This window comes from Streptomyces pyxinae (genome assembly GCF_024756275.1).
Taxonomy (GTDB): domain Bacteria; phylum Actinomycetota; class Actinomycetes; order Streptomycetales; family Streptomycetaceae; genus Streptomyces; species Streptomyces pyxinae.
Window position 1 is genome coordinate 236,057 of the sequence record NZ_JANUGQ010000008.1, and the last position, 20,972, is coordinate 257,028.

22 protein-coding genes and 2 CRISPR repeat arrays are annotated in these 20,972 nt (G+C 72.7%); of the genes, 15 read left to right on the plus strand and 7 right to left on the minus strand.

Annotated elements, in window-relative coordinates; translation table 11 throughout:
- Nucleotides 1-245: 245 nt before the first annotated feature.
- On the plus strand, nucleotides 246-1,043 hold the full coding sequence (locus NX801_RS12425) for a S1 family peptidase (protein WP_258787570.1): 798 nt from the start codon (nucleotides 246-248) through the stop codon (nucleotides 1,041-1,043).
- Between the two features lie 225 nt (nucleotides 1,044-1,268).
- Nucleotides 1,269-2,174 carry a LysR family transcriptional regulator gene (locus tag NX801_RS12430; RefSeq protein WP_258787571.1) on the plus strand — a complete coding sequence of 302 codons (906 nt, stop codon included), beginning with the start codon at nucleotides 1,269-1,271 and terminating at the stop codon, nucleotides 2,172-2,174.
- Nucleotides 2,175-2,216: 42 nt separating this feature from the next.
- On the opposite strand, the gene NX801_RS12435 is transcribed toward NX801_RS12430, so the two are convergent.
- Together NX801_RS12435 and NX801_RS12440 are read right to left on the minus strand one after the other, a co-directional pair.
- Complete coding sequence (locus NX801_RS12435; protein ID WP_258787572.1) at nucleotides 2,217-2,399, minus strand: DUF397 domain-containing protein; 183 nt, start codon at nucleotides 2,397-2,399, stop codon at nucleotides 2,217-2,219.
- A 3-nt stretch (nucleotides 2,400-2,402) separates the two neighbouring features.
- A complete protein-coding gene (locus tag NX801_RS12440; RefSeq protein WP_258787573.1) occupies nucleotides 2,403-3,284 on the minus strand; it encodes a helix-turn-helix domain-containing protein in 882 nt (293 codons plus the stop codon).
- Nucleotides 3,285-3,511: 227 nt separating this feature from the next.
- On the opposite strand from NX801_RS12440, the gene NX801_RS12445 reads away from it, so the two are divergent.
- The 6 genes from NX801_RS12445 (at nucleotide 3,512) to NX801_RS12470 (ending at nucleotide 8,745) form a co-directional block, all read left to right on the plus strand.
- A complete protein-coding gene (locus tag NX801_RS12445; protein ID WP_258787574.1) occupies nucleotides 3,512-3,907 on the plus strand; it encodes an ATP-binding protein in 396 nt (131 codons plus the stop codon).
- The gene (locus tag NX801_RS12450; protein ID WP_258787575.1) at nucleotides 3,901-4,281 is read left to right on the plus strand and encodes a hypothetical protein; all 381 of its coding nucleotides are present in this window, start codon (nucleotides 3,901-3,903) and stop codon (nucleotides 4,279-4,281) included. Before NX801_RS12445 ends, NX801_RS12450 begins: the two co-directional genes overlap by 7 nt.
- A 340-nt stretch (nucleotides 4,282-4,621) precedes the next feature.
- On the plus strand, nucleotides 4,622-5,407 hold the full coding sequence (locus NX801_RS12455) for a class I SAM-dependent methyltransferase (protein ID WP_258787576.1): 786 nt from the start codon (nucleotides 4,622-4,624) through the stop codon (nucleotides 5,405-5,407).
- Nucleotides 5,408-5,510: 103 nt separating this feature from the next.
- On the plus strand, nucleotides 5,511-6,236 hold the full coding sequence (locus NX801_RS12460) for a tRNA-dependent cyclodipeptide synthase (protein WP_258787577.1): 726 nt from the start codon (nucleotides 5,511-5,513) through the stop codon (nucleotides 6,234-6,236).
- Nucleotides 6,208-7,437 (plus strand): cytochrome P450, encoded by a 1,230-nt coding sequence (locus tag NX801_RS12465; RefSeq protein WP_258787578.1) that lies wholly within the window; start codon nucleotides 6,208-6,210, stop codon nucleotides 7,435-7,437. The genes NX801_RS12460 and NX801_RS12465 overlap by 29 nt, the downstream gene beginning before the upstream one ends.
- Nucleotides 7,438-7,494: 57 nt before the next feature.
- Entirely contained in the window at nucleotides 7,495-8,745 is a 1,251-nt protein-coding gene (locus NX801_RS12470; protein ID WP_258787580.1) for an MFS transporter, read from the plus strand.
- Between the two features lie 66 nt (nucleotides 8,746-8,811).
- Nucleotides 8,812-9,084: a CRISPR direct-repeat array (repeat unit 29 nt; unit sequence CGGAACACCCCCGCCTGCGCGGGGCCGAC).
- Between the two features lie 1,045 nt (nucleotides 9,085-10,129).
- On the opposite strand, the gene NX801_RS12475 is transcribed toward NX801_RS12470, so the two are convergent.
- The 4 genes from NX801_RS12475 to NX801_RS12490 form a co-directional block, all read right to left on the minus strand.
- Nucleotides 10,130-10,741: a hypothetical protein gene (locus NX801_RS12475; RefSeq protein ID WP_258787581.1), complete on the minus strand. Its 612-nt coding sequence runs from the start codon at nucleotides 10,739-10,741 to the stop codon at nucleotides 10,130-10,132.
- Nucleotides 10,738-12,033: a hypothetical protein gene (locus NX801_RS12480; RefSeq protein WP_258787582.1), complete on the minus strand. Its 1,296-nt coding sequence runs from the start codon at nucleotides 12,031-12,033 to the stop codon at nucleotides 10,738-10,740. The genes NX801_RS12475 and NX801_RS12480 overlap by 4 nt, the downstream gene beginning before the upstream one ends.
- Nucleotides 12,030-12,827, minus strand: coding sequence for an ATP-binding cassette domain-containing protein (locus NX801_RS12485; protein WP_258787583.1), 798 nt, complete (start codon nucleotides 12,825-12,827; stop codon nucleotides 12,030-12,032). The genes NX801_RS12480 and NX801_RS12485 overlap by 4 nt, the downstream gene beginning before the upstream one ends.
- Nucleotides 12,828-12,901: 74 nt before the next feature.
- Nucleotides 12,902-13,306, minus strand: a complete 405-nt coding sequence (locus NX801_RS12490) for a hypothetical protein (RefSeq protein ID WP_258787584.1) — start codon at nucleotides 13,304-13,306, stop codon at nucleotides 12,902-12,904.
- A 517-nt stretch (nucleotides 13,307-13,823) separates the two neighbouring features.
- On the opposite strand from NX801_RS12490, the gene NX801_RS12495 reads away from it, so the two are divergent.
- Both NX801_RS12495 and NX801_RS12500 read left to right on the plus strand, forming a co-directional pair.
- Nucleotides 13,824-14,837: a threonine/serine dehydratase gene (locus NX801_RS12495; protein ID WP_258787588.1), complete on the plus strand. Its 1,014-nt coding sequence runs from the start codon at nucleotides 13,824-13,826 to the stop codon at nucleotides 14,835-14,837.
- 126 nt (nucleotides 14,838-14,963) lie between these two features.
- Nucleotides 14,964-15,491, plus strand: a complete 528-nt coding sequence (locus tag NX801_RS12500; RefSeq protein ID WP_258787589.1) for a DUF6879 family protein — start codon at nucleotides 14,964-14,966, stop codon at nucleotides 15,489-15,491.
- A 108-nt stretch (nucleotides 15,492-15,599) separates the two neighbouring features.
- A CRISPR array of direct repeats spans nucleotides 15,600-15,993; the repeat unit is 28 nt; unit sequence GGAACACCCCCGCATGCGCGGGGCCGAC.
- 378 nt (nucleotides 15,994-16,371) lie between these two features.
- On the opposite strand, the gene NX801_RS12510 is transcribed toward NX801_RS12500, so the two are convergent.
- Complete coding sequence (locus NX801_RS12510; protein ID WP_258787591.1) at nucleotides 16,372-17,007, minus strand: TIGR03085 family metal-binding protein; 636 nt, start codon at nucleotides 17,005-17,007, stop codon at nucleotides 16,372-16,374.
- Nucleotides 17,008-17,065: 58 nt separating this feature from the next.
- Here NX801_RS12510 and hisI point away from each other — a divergent pair, with 58 nt between their 5' ends.
- The 5 genes from hisI (at nucleotide 17,066) to NX801_RS12535 (ending at nucleotide 20,746) form a co-directional block, all read left to right on the plus strand.
- Nucleotides 17,066-17,416 (plus strand): phosphoribosyl-AMP cyclohydrolase, encoded by a 351-nt coding sequence (hisI, locus tag NX801_RS12515; protein ID WP_258787593.1) that lies wholly within the window; start codon nucleotides 17,066-17,068, stop codon nucleotides 17,414-17,416.
- A gap of 11 nt (nucleotides 17,417-17,427) precedes the next feature.
- Nucleotides 17,428-18,915: an anthranilate synthase component I gene (locus NX801_RS12520; RefSeq protein WP_258787594.1), complete on the plus strand. Its 1,488-nt coding sequence runs from the start codon at nucleotides 17,428-17,430 to the stop codon at nucleotides 18,913-18,915.
- A 14-nt stretch (nucleotides 18,916-18,929) separates the two neighbouring features.
- Nucleotides 18,930-19,595, plus strand: a complete 666-nt coding sequence (locus tag NX801_RS12525) for a TIGR02234 family membrane protein (protein ID WP_258787598.1) — start codon at nucleotides 18,930-18,932, stop codon at nucleotides 19,593-19,595.
- Nucleotides 19,596-19,718: 123 nt separating this feature from the next.
- Nucleotides 19,719-19,970 (plus strand): HGxxPAAW family protein, encoded by a 252-nt coding sequence (locus tag NX801_RS12530; RefSeq protein ID WP_258787599.1) that lies wholly within the window; start codon nucleotides 19,719-19,721, stop codon nucleotides 19,968-19,970.
- Between the two features lie 326 nt (nucleotides 19,971-20,296).
- Nucleotides 20,297-20,746, plus strand: coding sequence for a DUF2752 domain-containing protein (locus tag NX801_RS12535; RefSeq protein ID WP_258787600.1), 450 nt, complete (start codon nucleotides 20,297-20,299; stop codon nucleotides 20,744-20,746).
- Nucleotides 20,747-20,972 lie beyond the last annotated feature (226 nt).

Consider the following 20,972-nt stretch of genomic DNA (forward strand, 5'->3'; position numbering starts at 1 on the left):
GCTGGAGTTATGGGCAGTTGGCAGTAGTGGCGGGCTCCCGGAGCCTCCCATACTCGGATGGACGGCGGATTGACGGGTCACGAACACGGCGCTGTGGGGTCGTGGCCAGTTCCTCCCCACCCGCTGTCGTACGGCCGCTCCCGGCGGCGGACGCCAGGGGATCCGCCGCCCGGGGCGCGCCGCGCCCACCCGCAGCCACCCATCCCCCCATTACCCCTGCCCCCCCATGGAGAAGGAACCGCACCATGCCTCTCTCGCGTTTCTCGCGCTCATTCCTCGCCTCCGGGTTCGCCCTCGGACTGGCGGCCGGCGCCTCGGCCCTCGGCGGTGCCGCGACCGCCACCGCCGCCCCGGCACCCATCGTCGGCGGCAGCCAGGCCGGCCAGACGTACTCGTTCATGGGATCGATGCAGGTCAACGGCCGTCACCACTGCGGTGCCTCGCTGATCGCGCCCGGCTGGATGGTCACCGCCAAGCACTGTACGTTCGGCCAGGGCGGCGGCCCGGTGCAGCCGTCCTCGATACGGGTGCGCATCGGCTCCAACGACCACCAGAGCGGTGGCACCGTGGCCGGTGTCTCGCAGATCATCCGGTCCTCCAACAGCCAGACCCTGGACGGCCAGGACATCGCCCTGCTCAAGCTCAGCCAGGAGGTCTCCAACACCCCGGTGGCGATCGCCTCCGGCACCCCCCGCGAGAACACGCCCATCAAGCTCCTCGGCTGGGGCCAGACCTGCCCCCAGGCCGGTTGCTCCCAGTCCCCGCCGCGCTACCTCAAGCAGCTCGACACCAAGGTCACCTCCAGCCGGTCCTGCCCGCAGATGTCCCAGCGTGAGCTGTGCATCAACGGCACCCGCTCCAGCACCGCCTGCTACGGCGACTCCGGCGGCCCCGCGCTGATCGGGGAGGGCGGCCGTCTGGAACTCGCCGGTGCCACCAGCCGCGCGGGTGTCGACACGCAGACCTGCGGCGACGGCGGCACCATCTACACCGATGTGGCCTCCTGGCGCTCCTGGATCCAGCAGTACACCGGGGCCAACTGAACGCGTCCGGAGGCTCCGGCGGTCGGCCCCGGGTCCGGACCGGAGGGGGCTCCGAGGACCCCTGAGGGGCCCGTACGGGACCTCCGGACGTAAAGGAGCCGCCGGGTGCCGGCCCCGGCGGCTCCCGTGGCCGGGCCGGTATGCCGCACCGGCCCGGCCACGGACTTTCCGGCATACGGACGAGCGTGGCCATGACATGAGCCTCGGGACTACGCTCGCACGGCCATGGAGCTGAAACTGCGCCATCTGCGGATGCTGCTGGCCATCGCCGAGATGGGCAGCATGAAACGGGCCGCCGCCGCGATGATGCTCGCGCCGTCCACCCTGTCCGCCCAACTCAAGGCGGTCGAGGGGGAGGTCGGCGGTCCTGTCTTCCACCGGACGCCCCGGGGTGCCGTCCCCACCGAGGCCGGGCGGCTGGTCCTCGCCCACGCCCGGGAGGCCCTGGCCAGCGCCGACCGCATTCAGGCGTGGCGCACTCCGCCGAACGGACCCGGCACCGGCGGACCGGTCACCATCGGCTGCTGCCCCGGCCCGATCCCCGGCCACCTCGCCCCGCTGCTGCCAGGCTCGCTGCCCCACCCCGTGGAGCTGACCCTGTACGGCGGCCCCGGCGAGGTCCTGGCGGCGGTCACCGCCCGTACGGCCGACGCCGGCTTCGTCATGGACGTGGCGGGCTTCGGCGCCCCCGCGCCCGAGCACGTCGCCCTCACCCTGGTCGGCACGGAGCCGGTCGTGGTGGTGCTGCCCGCCGCCCACCCGCTCGCCGCCCGGTCCCGGATCGACCTTCCGGACCTGGCCGCCGAGAACTGGCTGCTGCTCCCGGAGGACCCGGGCGCCGACGACGCCGGCGCGCTCGTCGCGGTCTGCGCGGCGGCCGGGTTCGTCCCCCGGGTGCGGCACCGCCTCGCGGACTTCGGCGCCCTCATCGACCTGGTGGCCCGGGGCCAGGGCGTGGCCGTCGGCCAGGGTTCCGCCCGTCCCCGCGAGGGCGTCGTCATGCGGCCCCTGACCGGCGACCCCCTGCGCGTACGTCACCTGCTCGCCCTCCACGAGCACTCGCCCCTCGCGAACTCCCGCGCCCTCCTGCTGAACCTGGCCGCCGAGGCCCTCCCGGCCGCCCACGACTGAGCCCCCGGCCCGGAATACGGACCAGGGGCTCACGTTGCCGGGCTACGCCTCGCCCCGGAGGCCGGCCCGGAAGGCGTCCCATGAAGCGGGCGCCATCCGAATGACCGGCCCGGCGGGCCGCTTGCTGTCCCGTACGGCGACGGCGTCGGGGACGTTGAGGGCGACTTCGACGCACTCGCCGTTGCCCATGGTGTAAGTCGACTTCACGAACTCGAACGGCGGCATGCTTTACAGCTCCCTGCGGATTTCCTTGATCAGAGCGATCGAGTCCTGCGGCACGAGCCCGTTACGGACAATGCGGTCGAACGTTCTGTCATGCCTCAGGGCGTCGGCCTGGCTCTCCAACCACAGGATAGACGACGTGGTTTCCGCATAGACCACGTCCATCGCGCCTGCGTCAGCGAAGGTCACGATGCTGAAAGTGCTGGACAGGCCGGGGTGCGAGCCCGCGAGAAACGGCACCACCTGGAGCTTGACGTTTGGCAACTCGGAGACATCGACCAGGTGCGTGAGCTGCTCGCGCATCACCTCGCGGCCTCCCACGAGCTGCCGCAGCGCCCCTTCGCCCACAACGGCCCAAAGTTCTAAGGGCGCACTGTCGGACAGGCGCCCTTGGCGCGCCATCTTTGCCGCGACGAACCTTTCGATCTCTTCAGGGTCTTCCCAGTAGGCGTTGCCTACCGCCAATGCGTGCGCGTAGGCCGGTGTCTGCAACAGACCCGGCACCATGGAGCCCTGCCAGGTCCGAACACCTCTCGCGATGTCCTCCAGCGCCACATACTCGATCAACGAGCCCAGCTCGGGGTACTGGTTCCACCATCCCTTCGCCTTGCGGCGGCCTCGATCCGTCTTGGCCAGCTCCAGGAGTCGGCTTATGGCCTCCTCGTCGTGCTCCCCGTAGAGATGGCACAGCGCACGCACGTCCGGGTCGCGCATGGGTACAAGTCCACGCTCCATCTTGGCGACCTTGGCCACCGATGCGGTGAGCGCCTCCGCCGCAGCCGCCTGGCGCAGGCCGCAAGCCTCCCGCATCCGCAGCAGTTCGCCGCCCAGGCGACGGCCGAGCACGGTCGATACGGATACTCCGCGATCGGGATTCGTTCCAGCCATCTGCTCCTACCTTCTGACGGGCCGTCACAGTCTCGCGGGGAACCGGTTCCACCCACAACTCCAGTTCGAGAGAATTCTATGCCCGCGTGACTTGATGCACATTGATTTGGCCCGCTACCTTCGGTACGCAGCCGCTCGCTGAGCGGAGCCGAGAGGCGGAAGTGCACCGCTGCGCGCTGCGCGGACGCGGCATGCCACCGCCCGATACGCCCACTGGAGGTGTGTTCATGGCCGTTGGTGCTCTGACCGACTCGATGTCCTACGTCCCGAGCAAGCGGAACGTGTCCCTGGCCCGTCGTCGTGTGGCGCGGCTGCTGGCGGACTGGGGCAGTCCCGAACTGGCCGGGGACGCGGCCCTCCTGGCAGGGGAACTCGCCGCCAACGCGCTGCTGCACGGCGGGGTCCCGGACCGGTTGTTCCGGGTGGAACTCCGGCTGGAGGACAAGACGTTGCGGATCGCCGTCACGGACCCGCGCGGCGAGCTGCTGCCGCGGCAGCGCGAGGCGGGGGATGAGGAGCAGCACGGACGGGGGCTCGCCATCGTCGCCGCCCTCGCCACGCGCTGGGGCGTGGACCCGCTCGTGGTCGGCAAGACGGTGTGGGCGGAGCTGGAGCTGTGCTGAGGTTCAAGCGGGCGAGGCCGCCGCTCACCGAGGAGCAGCGGAACGTGCGGCGCAACCTGGAGCGGCTCCTCAACCCGCCCCGCCCCAGCGTGCGCGAACGGCTCATGCGGCCCGTCCGGTGGGCCGAAGACCTCTGGTGCCGCCATGTCTCCCAGCGCCAGCTCCACCAGGCGCTGGACGCCGCGCGGGCCCGGGTGGAAGCCGCCATGCCTCCGGAATGGAGGTCGCCGGAACAAGCGCGCCGGCGTCTCGCTCGTCTCCGGGCCCAAGCCCCCAGGGACGTACGCCGGGAGCTGATCCGGCGGGCAGTTGCCGAGGCCGGCAGGCGTACGGACCACCAGCGTTCGGCCCCCGACGATCCCGGGAGCCGGTAGGACGCTTCCCCGTCCTGACCCCTGGGACCTGGCGGATCGGGCTGCGCCGGGGTGACGTGGATCCGAGACAGGTGCCTGGGGCGCATGGTGAGGTGCAACCGCGCACGGAGGGGGCGCATTCGCCGCCAAAGCGTGCGCCGGGGCATCGGCCGCGCCAAGTCAATGCCTCATCAAGGGGCTCGTGGGCTCTCCCGGCGGGTTGTTGTCCGTGGCCGGGACGAGTTTGTTAGGAGATGCAGCCCACCGCCGGCGCGACTCCACACGGGGGTGAGTCGCCCGATGCGTCCATGAGAGGCCGGCCGTTCGTGTCGAACGCCTGATCTGCCCGAGGGAGCTCACCATGGAGAGTCAGTTCGACGCGGCGGTGGCGGCGTACGAGGCCAGCATGGCGGAAATGCCGTTCCGTGAGCACATCGAGGCCCACAGCTTCCTGCGAACCGTGGGTGAGGTCGGTGGCCTGTCGGTTCTCGACCTGGGCTGCGGCAGCGGGACGTACGTGCGGCGGCTGCGCTCCCTGGGTGCGGCGAGGGTGGCCGGTGTGGACGAGTCCGGAGAGATGATCGCTCACGCGCGGCGGCGGGAAGAGCGCGAAGGGCTCGGGGTGTCCTACGCGGTGGGCAATGCCGCCGGGGAACTGCCGGAGTTGGACGGCCAGTTCGACGTGGTCACCGCCGTGTACGTACTGCCGTACGCGCCGACGAGGGACGCGCTCGCAGGGATGTGCGCGACGGCGCGGCGGGCACTGCGCCCGGAGGGCGGCCGGTTCGTGGCCGCCACCCTCAACCCCGACTTCGCCGAGGACCCCGGCTGGTACCGGCCCTACGGCATGCGGTTGACCGCGCCCACACCGCGTGGGGAAGGCGGCACCGGTCACCTGACGGCCTGGATCGGCCGTGAGGTGCTCGACGTGGACTTCTTCATCTGGTCCGTCGCGGCACACGAACAGGCCCTGCGCCGAGCCGGCTTCACCCACGTCTCATGGACCCGGCCCGAGGTCTCCGAGGAAGGGACCGGGCTGCACGGCGCCGAGTTCTGGCGCGCCTACCTGGCCTGCCCGCACGCGCTCGTCCTCGATGCCGTGGCCGGCCCGCCCCCGGGCGCCGGCGCGGCCGACCGGAGGAGATAGGGCACGTCCCCGTCCGTCCCCCGCCGCGTCCCACGACCTCACTCCGCCCAACGGCACGAGACGACGATCCCCACGCCCGCGCACTCGTCGGAAGGTGCACCTCATGACGTCACGTTTCCTGGTCCGGCACTGTTCACCGGAGAGCGCCATTCTGGTGGAGCGGGCCGAGTCCGTGGTCCTGGGCCTGTCCCCGTGGAACGGCTACTACAGACCCCGCGCCATCGAGGCCCTGATCGACTGGGCCTGCTCGGTCTTCCGCCGGGTGGACGTCTTCGTCCCCGGCTACGAGGCCGCCCACACCCTCACCGCGGCGGGGTTCACCGCGCCGGAAGCGGTGCACCGCACCCGCAGGGCACTGAGCCAGTTGCGCACTCCCGCGCGCCGGGCCCTGGAGCGAGCCGGTGTCGACGGCCCGGACCGGCATCTGCACACCTGGACCCAACTGGCCGGGCGTCCGCAGTACGCCGCCTCCCGGGCCCGCGCCGAGCACGCCTACCGGACGGATCCGGCGGTACGCCGGGTCTGCCGGGCCACCGCTCGGGCCGCGGTGCGGCATGCCGCCGGGACCGAGCCCAGCGAGGCACAGATCGACCGGGCCGTCAGCTACACGATCGCCGAACTTCCCCTGGTCGTCGACGGACCCGCGGTGTTCGGGACCACGACCTCGCTCTTCGTCTACCACCGTCCGATGGACCTCCTCGAACCCCTGATCACCGGCGAGGCCCGTGGTCTGCGGCCGGCTCCGGGACAGGGCTACGCGGTGGTGACCCCCGCCGGAACCGATCAGGAAGGCTTCCCCCATGACCGCCGCCAAGACCGCGACCGCTGATCCGGACCTACCCCTGCGGTACCCGTTCCCGCCGGGCGAACTGGGCACCCCGCCCCCGGTTCTGGCCTGGGCGCGCAAGTACCGCCCCGTATGCCCGGTCCGGCTGCCCTCGGGCACCCAGGTGTGGATGGTGACCCGCAAGACCGACATCGCCCAGGTTCTCACCGACGCGCGCTTCTCCCGGAACCTGGTCTACGAGGGAGCGCCACGGTTCGTGGGGGAGGACTTCACCTCCATGGCCGGTGGGATCTTCAACCTGGACCCGCCCGATCACACCCGGGTGCGGCGCGTGATCAGCCACTTCTACACCCGCGCCGGTGCCGAGTCGTACCGGCCCATGGTGCGGCGGCACGCCGCCCGACTGCTGGACGCGATGGCCGAGGGCCCCAACCCGGCGGACCTGGTGCCCGCGTACACGGCTCCGCTGCCGCTCGCGGTGAGCTCGGAGATCCTGCGGGTGCCGGTGGAGCAACGGGACGCCTACCACTCCTACTTCCGCACCCAGACCAACCTCGCGGTCAGTGCGGGGGAGATCGCCGCGGCCACCCGGGCCGTCATCGAGTTCACCGGCGAGGTGATCGAGGCCAAACGCCGTGAGGACCGAGGCGGAAACGACCGGGGGCCGATCGAGGCACTCATCCGGGCGCGGGCGGCCGGAGAGATCAGTGAGAGCGAACTCCAGGGCACAGTGGCGTACTTGTTCGTCACCGGCTCCGAACCCCTGGTCTCCCCGCTGGGCACCGGCGTGGTCACCCTCCTTGTCCATCCCCGCCAGCTCAGAGCCTGCATAAACGATCCTGCGCTCTGGCCCCGGGCCGTCGAGGAAGTCCTGCGCTACCACCACAACGGCGTACTGGGCCTGCCGCGCGTCGCGACCGAGGACGTACGCCTGCACGGTGTGACCATCGCGAAGGGTGACGGCGTCTGCACCCCGATGCTGGGCGCGACCTGGGACCCGGCGCACTATCCCAACCCGGCCAAGTTCAACATCCACCGCCGGACCGACGGCACCGCCACCTTCGGCGCCGGCCCTCACTTCTGCCTCGGAGCCGCGCTGGCCCGGATGTTCCTGACCACCGCCTACGAGGCCCTGTTCACCCGCTTCCCCGGCCTGCTCCTGGCCGTCTCCGAGTACGACATCCCCTGGGAGCTGGACCTGTTCTTCACCAAGCCGGCCACCCTCCCCGTCGCCTGGGCCTGATTCCCCGGGCGGGCAAAAGCGGTTGCGCGGGCCGGTGAGTGGATCAAGGGTGCGGGCATGGAGAAGCTCCGGGCGCCCGAACAGGCGCCAACTGCCGTGCACCGGCCCGCTCATCGGGATCCCGCGGTGTTGCGCTGGCTCGGCGCGTACACCGCTTCCACCGTCGGGGACAGCGTCTACTACCTGGCCCTGTCCTGGGCCGCCGTACGGAGCGGGACACCCGCCCAGGCGGGGGCCGTGATGGCGGTGAGCGCGCTGCCGCGTGCCGTGCTGATGCTCGGCGGGGGAGTGGTGGCCGACCGGTTCGGGCCGCGCCGGGTCGTGCTGGCGAGCGACGCCGCCCGGTGCGCGGCCACGGCCGCCGTCGCCGTGCTGCTGCTCACCACGAGCCCGGGGCTGTGGCTGCTGGCGGCGCTGGCAGTACTCTTCGGAGTGGTGGACGCGCTGTTCATGCCGGCGGTCGGGGCGCTGCCCGCCCGGATCGCACCGGCCGGTCAACTGGCCCGGATTCAGGGGCTGCGCGGCCTCGCCCACCGGACGGCGCTGCTCCTCGGGGCTCCGCTGGGCGGTCTCATGGTGGCCACCGGCGGAGCCTGGGCCGCCTTCGGGGTGGCCGCGCTGCTGTTCGGGTTGTCGCTGCCCCTGCTGCTGGGGCTGCGGGTGGCGCCGCTGCCCGACGACGGCCCCGAGCGGGCGGGTTCGACGGCGGTACGGGATCTGGTGGCGGGGCTGCGGTATCTGCGGCGACACCCGGTGCTGGCACCGCTGGTGGTGGTCATCGCCCTGGGCGACCTCGGGTTCGTCGGCCCACTGAACGTGGGGCTCGCCCTGCTGGCGGACGCCCGGGGGTGGGGCGCCCCCGGCATCGGCTGGGTGCTCGCCGGCTTCGGCGTGGGCGCGGCCGCGGCGTCGTTGCTGCTGACCGTACGGGCCCGGGTGCCGCGCGCGGGACTGGTGCTGGCCTGGGTCCTGGTGCCCGGCTCGGCGTCGATCGCCGCGCTGGCCCTGCTGCCGCGACTGTGGGCCGCCGTCGGCGCGGCGGTCGCCGTGGGACTGCTGGCCGGGCTCAGCGGCGTACTCTGCAACGCCCTGGTGCAGACCCACACCGACCCGGCCTACCTGGGCCGCGTCACCTCGGTGACCAGCCTCTTCAGCCTGGGCGTCGCCCCCCTGACCTTCCCCCTCACCGGAGCGGCCGCCGGCCTGTGGGGCGTCGCCCCCGTCTTCGTCGCCAGCGCCGCGATCTGCGCCTCAGCCGGCCTCTACGCCCTCTCCCGCCCACCCCTCCGGGGCGCCGAACTGCCCTGACGCCGCAGCCCGACGGGGCCGAAGCGGCGCCGACCCGCGAGTGGCGAGCGCAAGGGCCTGTTCATAGGGAACGCCCCCGCCTGCGCGGGGCCGACTCCAGCTGCTCCACCCTGTCGCTCATACCCGCCGGAACACCCCCGCCTGCGCGGGGCCGACCGCATGGTCGGACACCCACCAGTACGCGGGCTCGGAACACCCCCGCCTGCGCGGGGCCGACTCACCGGGGCGGACCGGCATCTGCTGGCGTTCAGGAACACCCCCGCCTACGCGGGGCCGACCGAGGGCCGGTGTGCCGTCCCAGGCGTCGGCTCGGAACACCCCCGCCTGCGCGGGGCCGACACTTGCTGAGCTGCGGTGATGCTAGCAAGAGGGGCGGTTTTCATTTACTTGTTCTTCGGGATCATGGCAGGCCAGAAGATTCTCATCGACTGTGCCGAGGCCGCTGTCAGGGCGGTCGGATGAAGAGGAAGCGGGCGGGGTCAGGACAGCCTGCTGCGGGCTGAGCGAGGGCCGGAGACCGCTCGGCCACCCCGTGCTCGCCGGGCGGGGCGCGCAGGGCGCCGCCGGCCGTCCAGCCCGGCGGCCTTGCGGGTCCACCGGGCAATGGTTTCCGCCGATACGCCGAATCCCTCGATGAGTGGCGTGGCCTTGACGCGGCATGCGGGCACGGAGCAGTGCACCGGGCTGGCGGCCAGGTCGAGACGGGGATAGGTCATGGACTCGGGCGGCAGGTACTGGGCTGCGCAGCCCAAGCAGACGTACCAGGTACGCATGGCTCTCCTAACTGGTGGTGCGTGTCCCGGCGCAAGTGGTGCAGGCGCCGGTCCATCGGCGCACGATGGGGGCCTGCGTGCCGTCGCCGGCCGTTTCCACCGTGTGTTGTTCGTGCTCGGTGAGCCCGGTACCGCCACAGGCCGTGCAGGTCTCGCTACTCATCCGTCCAGCATGACCGATCGGATTCGTGGCGTCAGACGTTCACTGACAAGAACGCCACCGCCCCGGCGGAAGCCTGGGCGCCACCCTGGTGGACCACATGCCGGTGGAACAACCCCCTTTGTGCGGAGCCGACATCGGCGTCCGCTCCGACGAACCCCTCAACCACCGAACTTCGCCGCCTGCGAGGCTGGCCGATGAGAGGCTTGAAGTACTACGTCGTATGCCGCAACCGTTCCCTCGCACCGGAGGTACCGTTCATCGTGGCCCGCCTCACCGCTCAACACCTCGCCAGGGTCCTGGCCACTGCCGTGCTCGGCGCAGCAGTTGGTGCCGCCGGGCTTCCCGAGGAGACCTCCCCGGGGTGAACGCGGGTGTTTGCCCGTCGGCCGTTGAGTACGGGCTTCGGCCACGATGACAAGCATGAGCGGCGCCCCGGCACCCTTCGGCGCTACGCCTCCGCGCGGTCGTCCGCCCGGGGTGGAGAGGTCGGCAGGAGAAAAGCGACCAGCCAGAGGAGGGCGGCGGTGGTCAGGGCCCCGGCGGCGGACGGCGCGTGGATCGACCAGGCCCACCACTCCGGCGTGTTGTCCGGCGCCACACCGAGCAGCAGGGTGGGACCGAAGGTGCCCAGCGGCAGCAGCCAGGCCAGGCCGCTGCCGAAGAACCGTGCGCTGATCCCGGCCAGGCCCAGATAGCCGACCGCGTTGCGGACCGAGGCGGCGGCGACGTCGGCGGGCAGCCCGAAGAGCATCGGCAGCGCGGAGAGGGCGGCCGCCAGCAGAGTGAGCGCGAGCAGATGCAGGCGCCGGAAGAGGGCCATGGGCTGTGCGGCGGTGTGTTCCAGATCGGCCATGGGGGAGTGCAGCGTAGTGCCCAGGACGACGGCGTGGGCCACCGGTGCGACCGCCGCCACCGGAATGCCGTAGTCGACCAGGTAGCGGAAGTCCGGGATCTCGACCCGTGTCCCGGCGAACACCCCGGTGGCCAGGGCCAGTACCAGCGCACCGGCCACCGCGCGGGGCAAGTTGCGGCTGCGGGCGAAGGCGAGGACGGGGTTCACCGGGGCGGTACGGGGACGGGCCGACAGGCGCCGACGGCGCCCGCGGCGGTGGACAGCCAGCGGTCCTGGTCTGCGGCCGGCGCGGCGAGAACCCGCTCCAGGGCTTTGGCGAAACGGTCCCCGTAGTACGGCGTGGGCCTCTTGGCACGGGAGTTGACCACGGCCTCCACCAGGAAGGCATCGGGGAAGCCATCGGTCTCCGGCAGGACGTGCGGCGCACACCCTTCCGGCCGCGACGGGAGGGTGGCGCTCAGCATGGCCTCGGTCATCGTGCCCGAGTCCAGCACCGGCTGATACACCGGGAGTTCCGCGCTGTCCGGTCCCACCAGGCGTAGCCCGGTCTGGCGGAAGTCGTGGCGGAACCCGGGCAGCGGGCCGACGGCCCGATCCACGGCCCGCGCCGCCTCGCGCGCTTGGGGCAGCAGATGCCGGTTGTCCGGCCACAGGCAGGCTCGGACGCGGCCCTCCGTCACACATGCCGGCTCGGCGGGCTGCTCGGCGCGTACCGCCCAGAACGGCTCGGACACCGGGGCGCGGAAGGTCAGCAGCGCTCCGCCGGCCGCCACCGCCAGAACAGTCGGTACGGCGACGAGCGGCCCCGGCGAGAGCGACGCGCGCCGCACCAGCGCGGGCAGCGCCAGCAGGGCGAGCGCTGCCGCGCCGCACCACAGAGCCCCCATCAGCAGCCGGCCCGTGTGCGGCTGGAACGTGGTGTCCCAGTGCTCGTCGATGGCCGGGAACAGTCGTGCCAGGGAGACGCCCGGGAGGAAGGCGAAGAGAACGAACACCAGATACCACAGCACCCCCATGGCCGGCGCGGTGATCCGGGACGGCAACAGGGTGCCCGCACAGACGCCCGCCGCGATCTGGAGCCCGGTCATCGCAGCGCCCAGCACCAGCGGGCTCCACACCGGCGCGGTGACCTCACTGACGGCCGCGGTGCGCTGGAAGGCGGCGGCGGCCATTGCCACATATACCAGCAGTGACCACAACCAGGCTGCTGCCCACAACAGCACCGCCTGTGCCCAGCCGCCGCGGGGCGTGGTGTCGGACCAGGCGTCCGCCCGGGTGCGCCGGGCGCGGCCCGCCGTCCACGCGGCGGCGGCACTCATCAGCGAGCCCATCACGATGACGCCGAAGACCTGGACCTTGATGCTCGCCTGATTCCACCAGCCGATCCAGTCACTGGTCGCCGCGTCCGCAGAGAGCAGGTACCAGACGCCGGCCACGCCCGACAGCAGCGCGACCTTGCCCGCCTCGCCGCGCCGCATCTCGGTGAGCAGCACCTTCATGCCGGCACCCCGTTCCGCTCCACCACGGCCAGGTAGCCGGCCTCCACCGCCGAGCCGTCCAGCGCCGTGCCGTCGTGGCTGTCGGCCTGGGCGCACAGCTCGGCGGCCGTCCCGGTGAAGCGCATCCGGCCCTCCAGCAGGACGTGTACGCGGTCGCAGACCTGTGCGACGTCCTCCGCCAGATGCGTGCTCATTACCACTGCCGAACGCTCTCCGAGCGCCCGGATCAGGGTGCGGAAGCCGATTCGCTGGGCCGGGTCGAGGCCCACCGTCGGCTCGTCCAGCAGGACCAGGGCCGGGCGATTGACCACCGCCTGGGCGATCCCCGCCCGGCGCAGCATGCCGCCGGACAGAGCGCCCATCCGCCGGTCCGCGTACCGCTCCAGCTCCACCAGGCTCAGCGCCTCGCGTACCCGCTCGGCCCGTTCCGCACGCGGCACCCGGCGCAACCAGGCCGCGTACGTGACGAACTCCCGGACGGTGTAGCGCGGATAGTAACCGAAGGACTGCGGCAGTACGCCAATGCGCTCCCGCACCTGGCGCACGCCGGCGCGCCCGCGCACGGAAGCGCCGAGCAGGCTCACCGTCCCCTGGTCCGGCTGCCGGGCGGTGCTCAGGAGCGAGAGGAGGGTGGTCTTGCCCGCACCGTTCGGCCCGAGCAGAGCGGTGGTGCCGGGGTGGAACTGCGCGTGGACGCCGTCGAGGGCGACCACGGTCCGATAGCGGACCGTGGCGCCCTCGACGGTCGCGGTCGGCGCGCTGTCGGCCGCGGTGCTGTAACTCTCTACGGACACGGTTTCCTGTCAGTTCGTCCGGCCTGTCGTCCGGTTTCCGGTCTGCCTACTGGTCTGTCCGGTCCGGCGCCCGGTCAGTTCTCAGCGGCCACGTAGCCATTGGCTCGGCTACCAGGGATGCCGGACCAGGTGGCCTTGGTGTAGTACTTGCCACCCGCGTTGGTGCCCTTGTACGCGCCGCAGCCGTAAGCCTGAGAATAGGCCCGCGAAGTCGAGGCGACCTGCGGGTCGGGCAGGAACGACTTGTCCTCGTAGATGTAGGCGCTGAACGAGTTGGGCTGCGAGGCCGGGACGTCCCCGCACGGCCTGGCGTGGCCGGAGCCTGGGCCGTTCCAGCGGTTGCCGTCCTCTGCGGAGCCGGACGTCGCGATGGAGAAGGGCAGACGGCTGCCGGAGATCTCCCCGGCGACAGCGGCGGTGGCGGGAAGCGCCAGTGCCGCCATGAGACCGATGGTCACTATTCGCTTCTTCAGGAACATGTACATGACTCCTTGCTCGATCTTCGGACGGTCGGGCCCGATGAACATAAGCGGTGATTACCGGGGCCCGAGTGAGGGGAGTCACACATGCGACGGAATGACTGGAAGCACCCTGCGGAACGGCCAATACCGCCCCTGCCAGGCGTGTTTCAGCGGATCGCCGTAACAAGCTCCGTGTCCGGGAGCCGGCGCGGCCCGCCCATCTGGTCGGGAGGGTGCGCATCGAGCGCACCGCATCCGAGGCGCCGTCACCCTCCGGCGCACACCGGGTGGAGCGGGAACGGCGCGGGATCGGCGGCTTCGGTGGTGTGAATGGCGCCGCGCGCGGCCGGGACGCGTTCGCGAGCTGCTGGAGGCGCGCTCCAGGCGCTCCAGGGCTGCGATCCACTCCAGGCCCTCCGGTGTGCGCATCCCCTTACTGGTTCCTCGGGGTGGGCCGGGCGCTGGGATGGGCAGTACGGTGAGGGGGTCTACCGGGTTCGGGAGGTCTGTCCCGGTTCTCGGCAGGAGAAGCGAAGTGCACCAGCTCACGTACGGCGACATCAAGACCGCCGCCGATCGGATCGCCGGACGCGTCCGACCCGTCAGCCTGGCTCCCATGGAGCCAGGTGTGGCCCGCGACTCCCGGGACGACCGGCCTGAGCGGTCCTGTGACGTGTGGCTGGCGCTGGAGTTCATGCAGCACACGGGCTCGTTCAAGGCGCGAGGTGCGCAGAACTTCCTTCAGGCTCACCGCGACGCCGCCACTCTGCCCGACGCCGGGGTGACCATCGCTTCCGGCGGCAATGCCGGTCTGGCCTGTGCCTGGGCGGCTCAGCAGCAGGGCGTTCCGGCTACGGTCTTCCTCCCCGCCACCGCCCCTGAGGTGAAGGCGGCCAGGCTTCGCGAGTACGGCGCTGAGGTCCGGCTGGTCGGTTCCGAGTACGCCGAGGCTCTGGCGGCGTGCGACGAGTTCGCCGCGACGACCGGCGCGCTCGCCTCGCACGCCTACGACCATCCGCTGATCGCCGCCGGGGCCGGGACGCTGCTGGAGGAGATCCGCCGGCAGGTCCCCGGCCTGGACACCGTGGTCGTCGCGGTCGGTGGCGGCGGGCTGTTCGCGGGTGTAGCGACGGCCGCCCGGCACCATGGCATCCGTACCGTCGCCGTGGAGCCGGAGAACTGCCGTGCGCTGAACACCGCGATCGAGGCCGGCCGGCCGGTCGACGTGCCGGTGGCGTCGGTCGCGGCCGACTCCCTCGGGGCCCGCCGCGCCTCCGCCATGGCCCTGTACGCCGCGCAGCAGGACGGCGTGCGCTCCGTCCTCGTACCGGACAGCGAGATCGTCCGGGCCCGCCAGAGGCTCTGGGACCAGCGGCGCATCGCGGTCGAACACGCCGCTGCCGCTGCCCTGGCTGCCCTCACCAGCGGTCTCGGGTCGTCCCACCAGGGCTTGGGCTACCGGCCGGGGGACGGGGAGAAGGTCGCCGTGGTGTTGTGCGGGGCCAATACCGACCCCACGGACCTCGTGAGTCGGCCCGCTGGGCTCTGAACCAGCCTTCTGGGACGTGGACGGGACTGCGCTCAAGGTGACTTGGGTAGCGTCGCAGCGGTGTCGGCCGGCGCTGAGCGGTGGCCCGATCGGTTCGCGTAGCACTCATTCCACAGGAGGCGTGTGATGTCGCAGGACGGCGTGCCGGACTTCGCTGAGCTGCTGCGGTCCGCGCGACGAAGCGCCGTCCACCTGGAGATGCGTGACATCTACAGCGTTGGCGACGAGAAGGACGGCTTCGAGGAGTTCCTGCGGACCGGTCGTACCGACCTTGATCCGGAATCGCCGTTCTGGCGGGGCTGGACGCCGTTGGTGCGCGAAACGGTCGCCAGAGGCGTCCGGATGCGCCGGGCCCGGATCGTCTCGGAGCCGGTCACCGATTACATCCGGTGGGAGCACGCTCTGACAGCGGTCAATGCCGCCGTCGGTGAGCACGTCCGGTGGCTCCCCCGCCGTCTCGCCTCCGACATCGCCCTTCCCGGGAACGACCTGTGGCTGATCGATGACCGACGGGTGATGTTCCACTGGTTCACCGGCGACGGCGACTGGGCGGGTCACGAGTTCACCGAGGACCCGGGCGTGGTGAAGATGGTGGTCGCCGCGTTCGAGGCTGTGTGGGAGCGGGCCGTCGACCACGAGAAGTTCACCGTCTGACCCAACTGGCCCCACCCCAGGCGCTTCCCGAGACCGGGCCTCCGTTTCGCTCACCACGTGGGGGAGAGACGCGCCCGCTCGGTCCGGTCCAGGAGAATCGCGGGCCATGGAATACCCCCGCGTCCGCAGGGCCGACTTGCCGCCCTGACCGGCAACAAGGCTGAACTCCGGGACACCCCCGCATGCGCGGGGCCGACTGGCCGAGAACACGGCGGTGGCGCGGGTCGCGGGGAACACCCCCGCATGCGCGGGGCCGACGGCGTACGGAACGTGATCGTCGGCCTGATCATCGGAACACCCCCGCATGCGCGGGGCCGACTCCCCGGCCTCTACCTCCCCCGCCTGCGCATCGGGAACACCCCCGCATGCGCGGGGCCGACCGGCCTGGGTCCAGCAGCAGGCGGCCGGGGACAGGAACACCCCCGCATGCGCGGGGCCGACGGCACGTGGCCGACCGGGGCGTACGGTCTGCAGGGAACACCCCCGCATGCGCGGGGCCGACACCTGCTGAGCTGCAGGGATGGGGGCCGGAAGGGTGGATTTCATTCAGGTGCTGCGGGGGCCGGGAGCGGGTTGACCGTCCGGTGTCACGTCGAAGGCGCGGCTCCATTCGGGGACCTCCAGGGGGCACCGTCCAGAAGGCCGGCAGGCAACCGGCCAGGGGTCCAGGAGGTCCCGCACCCGGCGGGCGGGGGCCAGGGGGCGGCCCGCATCCGCCGGGCGGGGGCCAGGAGGTCCCGCACCCGGTCGGCGCCGACGGGTGCGGGGGCCAGGGGGGCGGCCCGCACCCGGCGGGCGGGGCCAAGGAGCCCGGGAGGCCCGGGGCGAGGAGGCCCGGGGCCAGGAGGTCCCGGACCTGGCCCGCATCCGCCGGGTGGGGTCACATGCCGAGTTGCTTGGTCTCGTGGAGGCGGGTGACCGCGTCGGGGTCGCCGTCCTCGGTGACCTGGGCGGCGGACTGGCGGCCGAAGGCGTACAGGGTCAGTTCGCCGGGCTCGCCGGTCACGGTGACGACCGGGGTGCCGCGGCGGGCGACGGCGGTCTGGGCGTTCGGGCGGCGGAGGACCAGGCCGGCCGGGGCCTTGCGGCAGAGCAGCCGGGCCGACTTCTCCAGGCGGGACCAGAGGGCGTCCGCGAAGACGGGGTCCAGCGGGCGCGGGGTCCAGTCGGGCTGGGCGCGGCGCACGTCCTCGGCGTGCACGTAGAACTCGACCGTGTTGGCGCCCTCGTCCACCTGCTTGATCGCGTACGGCGACAGCCTCGGCGGCCCGGTGCGGATCAGCTGGACCAGTTCCTCGTACGGCTTGGCCGTGTACTCGGCCTGCACCTGCTCCAGCCGGGACCGGAGCGGGCCGATCAGCAGTCCGGCGGCGGCGTCCGGGCGGCGCTCGCGCACCACGACATGGGCCGCCAGGTCCCGGGTCCGCCAGCCCTCGCAGAGGGTCGGGGCCTCCGGGCCCGCCGCCTCCAACAGATCAGCGAGCAGCAGACGTTCACGCTTGGCATGGGTCGACATGCGGCCAGCCTACGACCGACCGGCCGGGGGACGGCGCGGGGCGCGGCACAATGGCGGGATGAGCAGCAATCTCGACCCGGCCATCGCCGCCCGCCTCAAGCGCAGCCCCGACGGGCTGGTGCCGGCCATCGCCCAGCAGTACGACACCGGGGAGGTGCTGATGCTCGGCTGGATGGACGACGAGGCCCTGCACCGCACCCTCACCACCGGCCGCTGCACCTACTGGTCCCGCAGCCGCCGGGAGTACTGGGTGAAGGGCGACACCTCCGGCCACGTCCAGCACGTGAAGTCCGTCGCGCTCGACTGCGACGCCGACACCCTGCTGGTCAGGGTCGACCAGGTGGGCGCCGCCTGTCACACCGGCGACCGGACCTGCTTCGACGCCGGCGCCCTGCCGCTCGGGCAGTAGGGTCTGACGCCATGGATCTGGAGACCTTCCGCAAGCTGGCCGCCGACCGCCGTGTCATTCCCGTCAGCCGCCGCCTGCTCGCGGACGGCGACACCCCGGTCGGGCTCTACCGCAAACTGGCCGCCGAGCGCCCCGGCACCTTTCTGCTGGAGTCCGCCGAGAACGGCCGCTCCTGGTCGCGGTACTCCTTCATCGGCGTCCGCTCCGCCGCCGCGCTCACCGTCCGGGACGGCGAGGCGCACTGGCTGGGCACCCCGCCGGTCGGCGTGCCCACCGCCGGCGACCCGCTGGAGGCGCTCCGGGCCACCGTGGCGGAACTCCACACTCCGCGCGACCTCTCCTCCGGGATGCCGCCCTTCACCGGTGGCATGGTCGGCTACCTCGGCTACGACATCGTCCGCCGGCTGGAGCGCGTCGGTGAGCACGCCGCCGACGACCTGGGCCTGCCCGAGCTGACCATGCTGCTCACCTCGGACCTGGCGGTGCTCGACCACTGGGACGGCACCGTGCTGCTGATCGCCAACGCGATCAACCACAACGACCTGGACACCGGCGTGGACGAGGCGTACCACGACGCCGTCGCCCGGCTCGACGCCATGGCCGCCGACCTCGCCCAGCCGCTCGCCGCGCCGCCGGTCGCCCTCCCCGAGTCGGCGCTGCCGGAGACCGTGGCCCGCTGGGGCGGAGCGGCGTACCAGGGGGCCGTGGAGGACATCAAGGAGCGCATCCGGGCGGGCGAGGCGTTCCAGGTGGTGCCCTCGCAGCGGTTCGAGACGCCCTGCGCGGCGAGCGCCCTGGACGTCTACCGGGTGCTGCGGGCCACCAACCCCTCGCCGTACATGTACCTCTTCCGGTTCGACGGCTTCGACGTGGTGGGCTCCAGCCCCGAGGCCCTGGTCAAGGTGGCGGACGGGCACGCCATGGTGCACCCGATCGCCGGGACCCGGCCGCGCGGCGCCACCCCGCAGGAGGACCAGGCGCTGGCCGAGGAGCTGATCGCCGACCCCAAGGAGCGCGCCGAGCACCTGATGCTGGTCGACCTCGGCCGCAACGACCTGGGCCGGGTCTGCGAGCCGGGCTCGGTCCAGGTGGTCGACTTCATGTCCATCGAGCGCTACTCGCACGTGATGCACATCGTCTCCACGGTGACCGGCCGGGTCGCGGCCGACCGGACCGCCTTCGACGTGCTCACCGCCTGCTTCCCGGCCGGCACCCTCTCCGGCGCCCCCAAGCCCCGGGCCCTCCAGATCATCGAGGAGCTGGAGCCCACCCGGCGCGGGCTGTACGGCGGCTGCGTCGGCTATCTGGACTTCGCGGGCGACTCGGACACCGCCATCGCCATCCGTACCGCCGTGCTCCGGGACGGTACGGCCTACGTCCAGGCGGGCGCGGGCGTGGTGGCCGACTCGGACCCGGTGGCCGAGGACACCGAGTGCCGGAACAAGGCGGCGGCGGTCCTCCGCGCCGTGCACACCGCCAACCGGATGAACGCCGGCTGAGCCGGTAGGGGATAGTGGGGTACGTGACTGCCGCATCCGTACCCCAGCCCCGCCCCGCCCGCGCGCTGGAGGCATCGGCCGCCGGCGGCCGTCGCAGCCTCGCCGCGGCCCTGCTCCTCGGTGCCGTCGGCGCCACCGTCGTGCTGCTCGCCTCCGGCCAGACCTGGACCGAGGGCCGGGTGGCGGTCGGCGGCGGAAGCGTCGCGCTGGACGCGGCCGGGGGCGATGTCACCGGCGTGCCGACCGCCCTCGCCATCGTGGGCCTCGCCGCCCTGGTCGCGGTCTTCGCGGTCCGCCGCGCCGGGCGCTTCCTGGTCTCGCTGCTGCTGACCCTGAGCGGTGCCGGGGCCGCCGCCGCCGCGCTGCTCGGCGCCGGTGACCGCGCCGCGCTCAACGAGCGGGCCGCCCGGACGACCGGCGACGCCGCCGCCCGGGTGCAGGCGCTCACCCAGACCCCCTGGCCGTACGTCACCGCCGCCGCGAGCCTGCTGCTGCTGGTCGCCGGGCTGCTGGCGCTGCGGTACGGGCGCGGCTGGCCCGCCATGGGCGGCCGGTACGAGCGCGACGGCGGCCCGCGGGCGCGCCGGACGCGGCCGGCGCGCCCCGGCGCCGACCCGGAGCGGCCGGAGGAGCTGTGGAAGGCGCTCGACCGCGGCGAGGACCCGACCCACGCGGGCTGACCACCCTGCGCCACCAGGTGTACCCCCGGGTCACCTCGATCGCGCGGGTGCGGAAGAATGTGCCCGAGCGTCCGCACCCCGGCGGGTCCTCACCGACAGAGCAACAGCAACGAGGAGCAACTCATGGCGGGCAGCGACCACGGACACACCCCGGCCGCCTGGACCGGAAGCATCATCTCCTTCATCGGCTTCTGCGTCGCCGGTGTCTTCATGGTGGCGGCGAACCCGGTCGGCTTCTGGGTGGGCATCGGCGTCATCCTGCTCGGCGGAGTGGTCGGCTGGGCCATGAAGCTCGCGGGCATGGGCCAGCAGGAGTCGCCCGCCCTCGTGGAGGCCCGCGCCCAGGCCGCCCGCCGGGACACCGCCTCCGCCTGATCTCCTCGGCGCCGGTGCGCAGGCGCGGTCCGGTTCCGGCCGGGTCGCGCCTTCTCGCTGCCGGGGGAGCAGTTGTCGCTCTGCCGGGGAGCCGGTCCCTGTCCGGGGAGCCGGTCCCAGCCCGGGGTGTCCGCCGTCTGTCCGGCTGACCGTCCGGCTGCCCTCTCCGTCCGGCCGCCGTCCGTCCGGCCGCTTTCCGCGCGCCCGGGGAAGCCGGCCCGAGGCCGCCGGCCGCCCGCTGCTCGCGAGAGCCGGTCCGGGGAGCCGTTCCGGGCCCCGGCCGCCCGCTGCTCGCGCGGGGACGCGGCAGCGGGGACAATCGCCGGGTGAACGCGCCCCCGCAGCCGCCCGCCCCGCCGCTCCCCGTCCCGCCCGCGCCGTCGCTCGTCCGGCGGCTGGCCGCGCCGCTGGGCACCCTCGCCGGAGTGGGTGCCGCCTTCGGGTATGTCGGGGCGGTCGACCCCAATGAGCCCGGCCACTACCCGGTCTGCCCGCTCTTCCGGCTCACCGGGCTGTACTGCCCCGGCTGCGGCGGGCTGCGCAGTGCCCACGCCTTCGCGCACGGGGACCTCGCGACGGCGCTGACCGACAACGCGCTCGCCGTCCTCGGGTACGGGGCCTTCGCCGTGGTGATGGCCGTCTGGCTGGTACGGGCGGTACGCGGCCGGGCCGGGAGGGTGGCGGTGCCGCCCGTGGTCTGGTGGGCGGTCGGCGCCCTGGCGGCCGTCTTCACGGTGGTGCGGAATCTGCCGCTGGGCGCCGCGCTCGTTCCGTAGCCGGGAGCGCGTGGGGTGCGTGCCGGTGCCGTGACCGGGTCGGTGCCGGGACCGCGTGAAGTGCGTGCCGGTGCCGGTGCCGTGACCGGGGCCGTGCCGGGATCGGTGACCGGGTCCGGGACCAGACGGATACGCGCAGCTCAGGGCGGTCCCGGTGGACCGGATGCGGACTCCGGGCGACGGGCCGGATACCATCGAAAAGGGCGGCCCGATCCGGTGCCGTGTC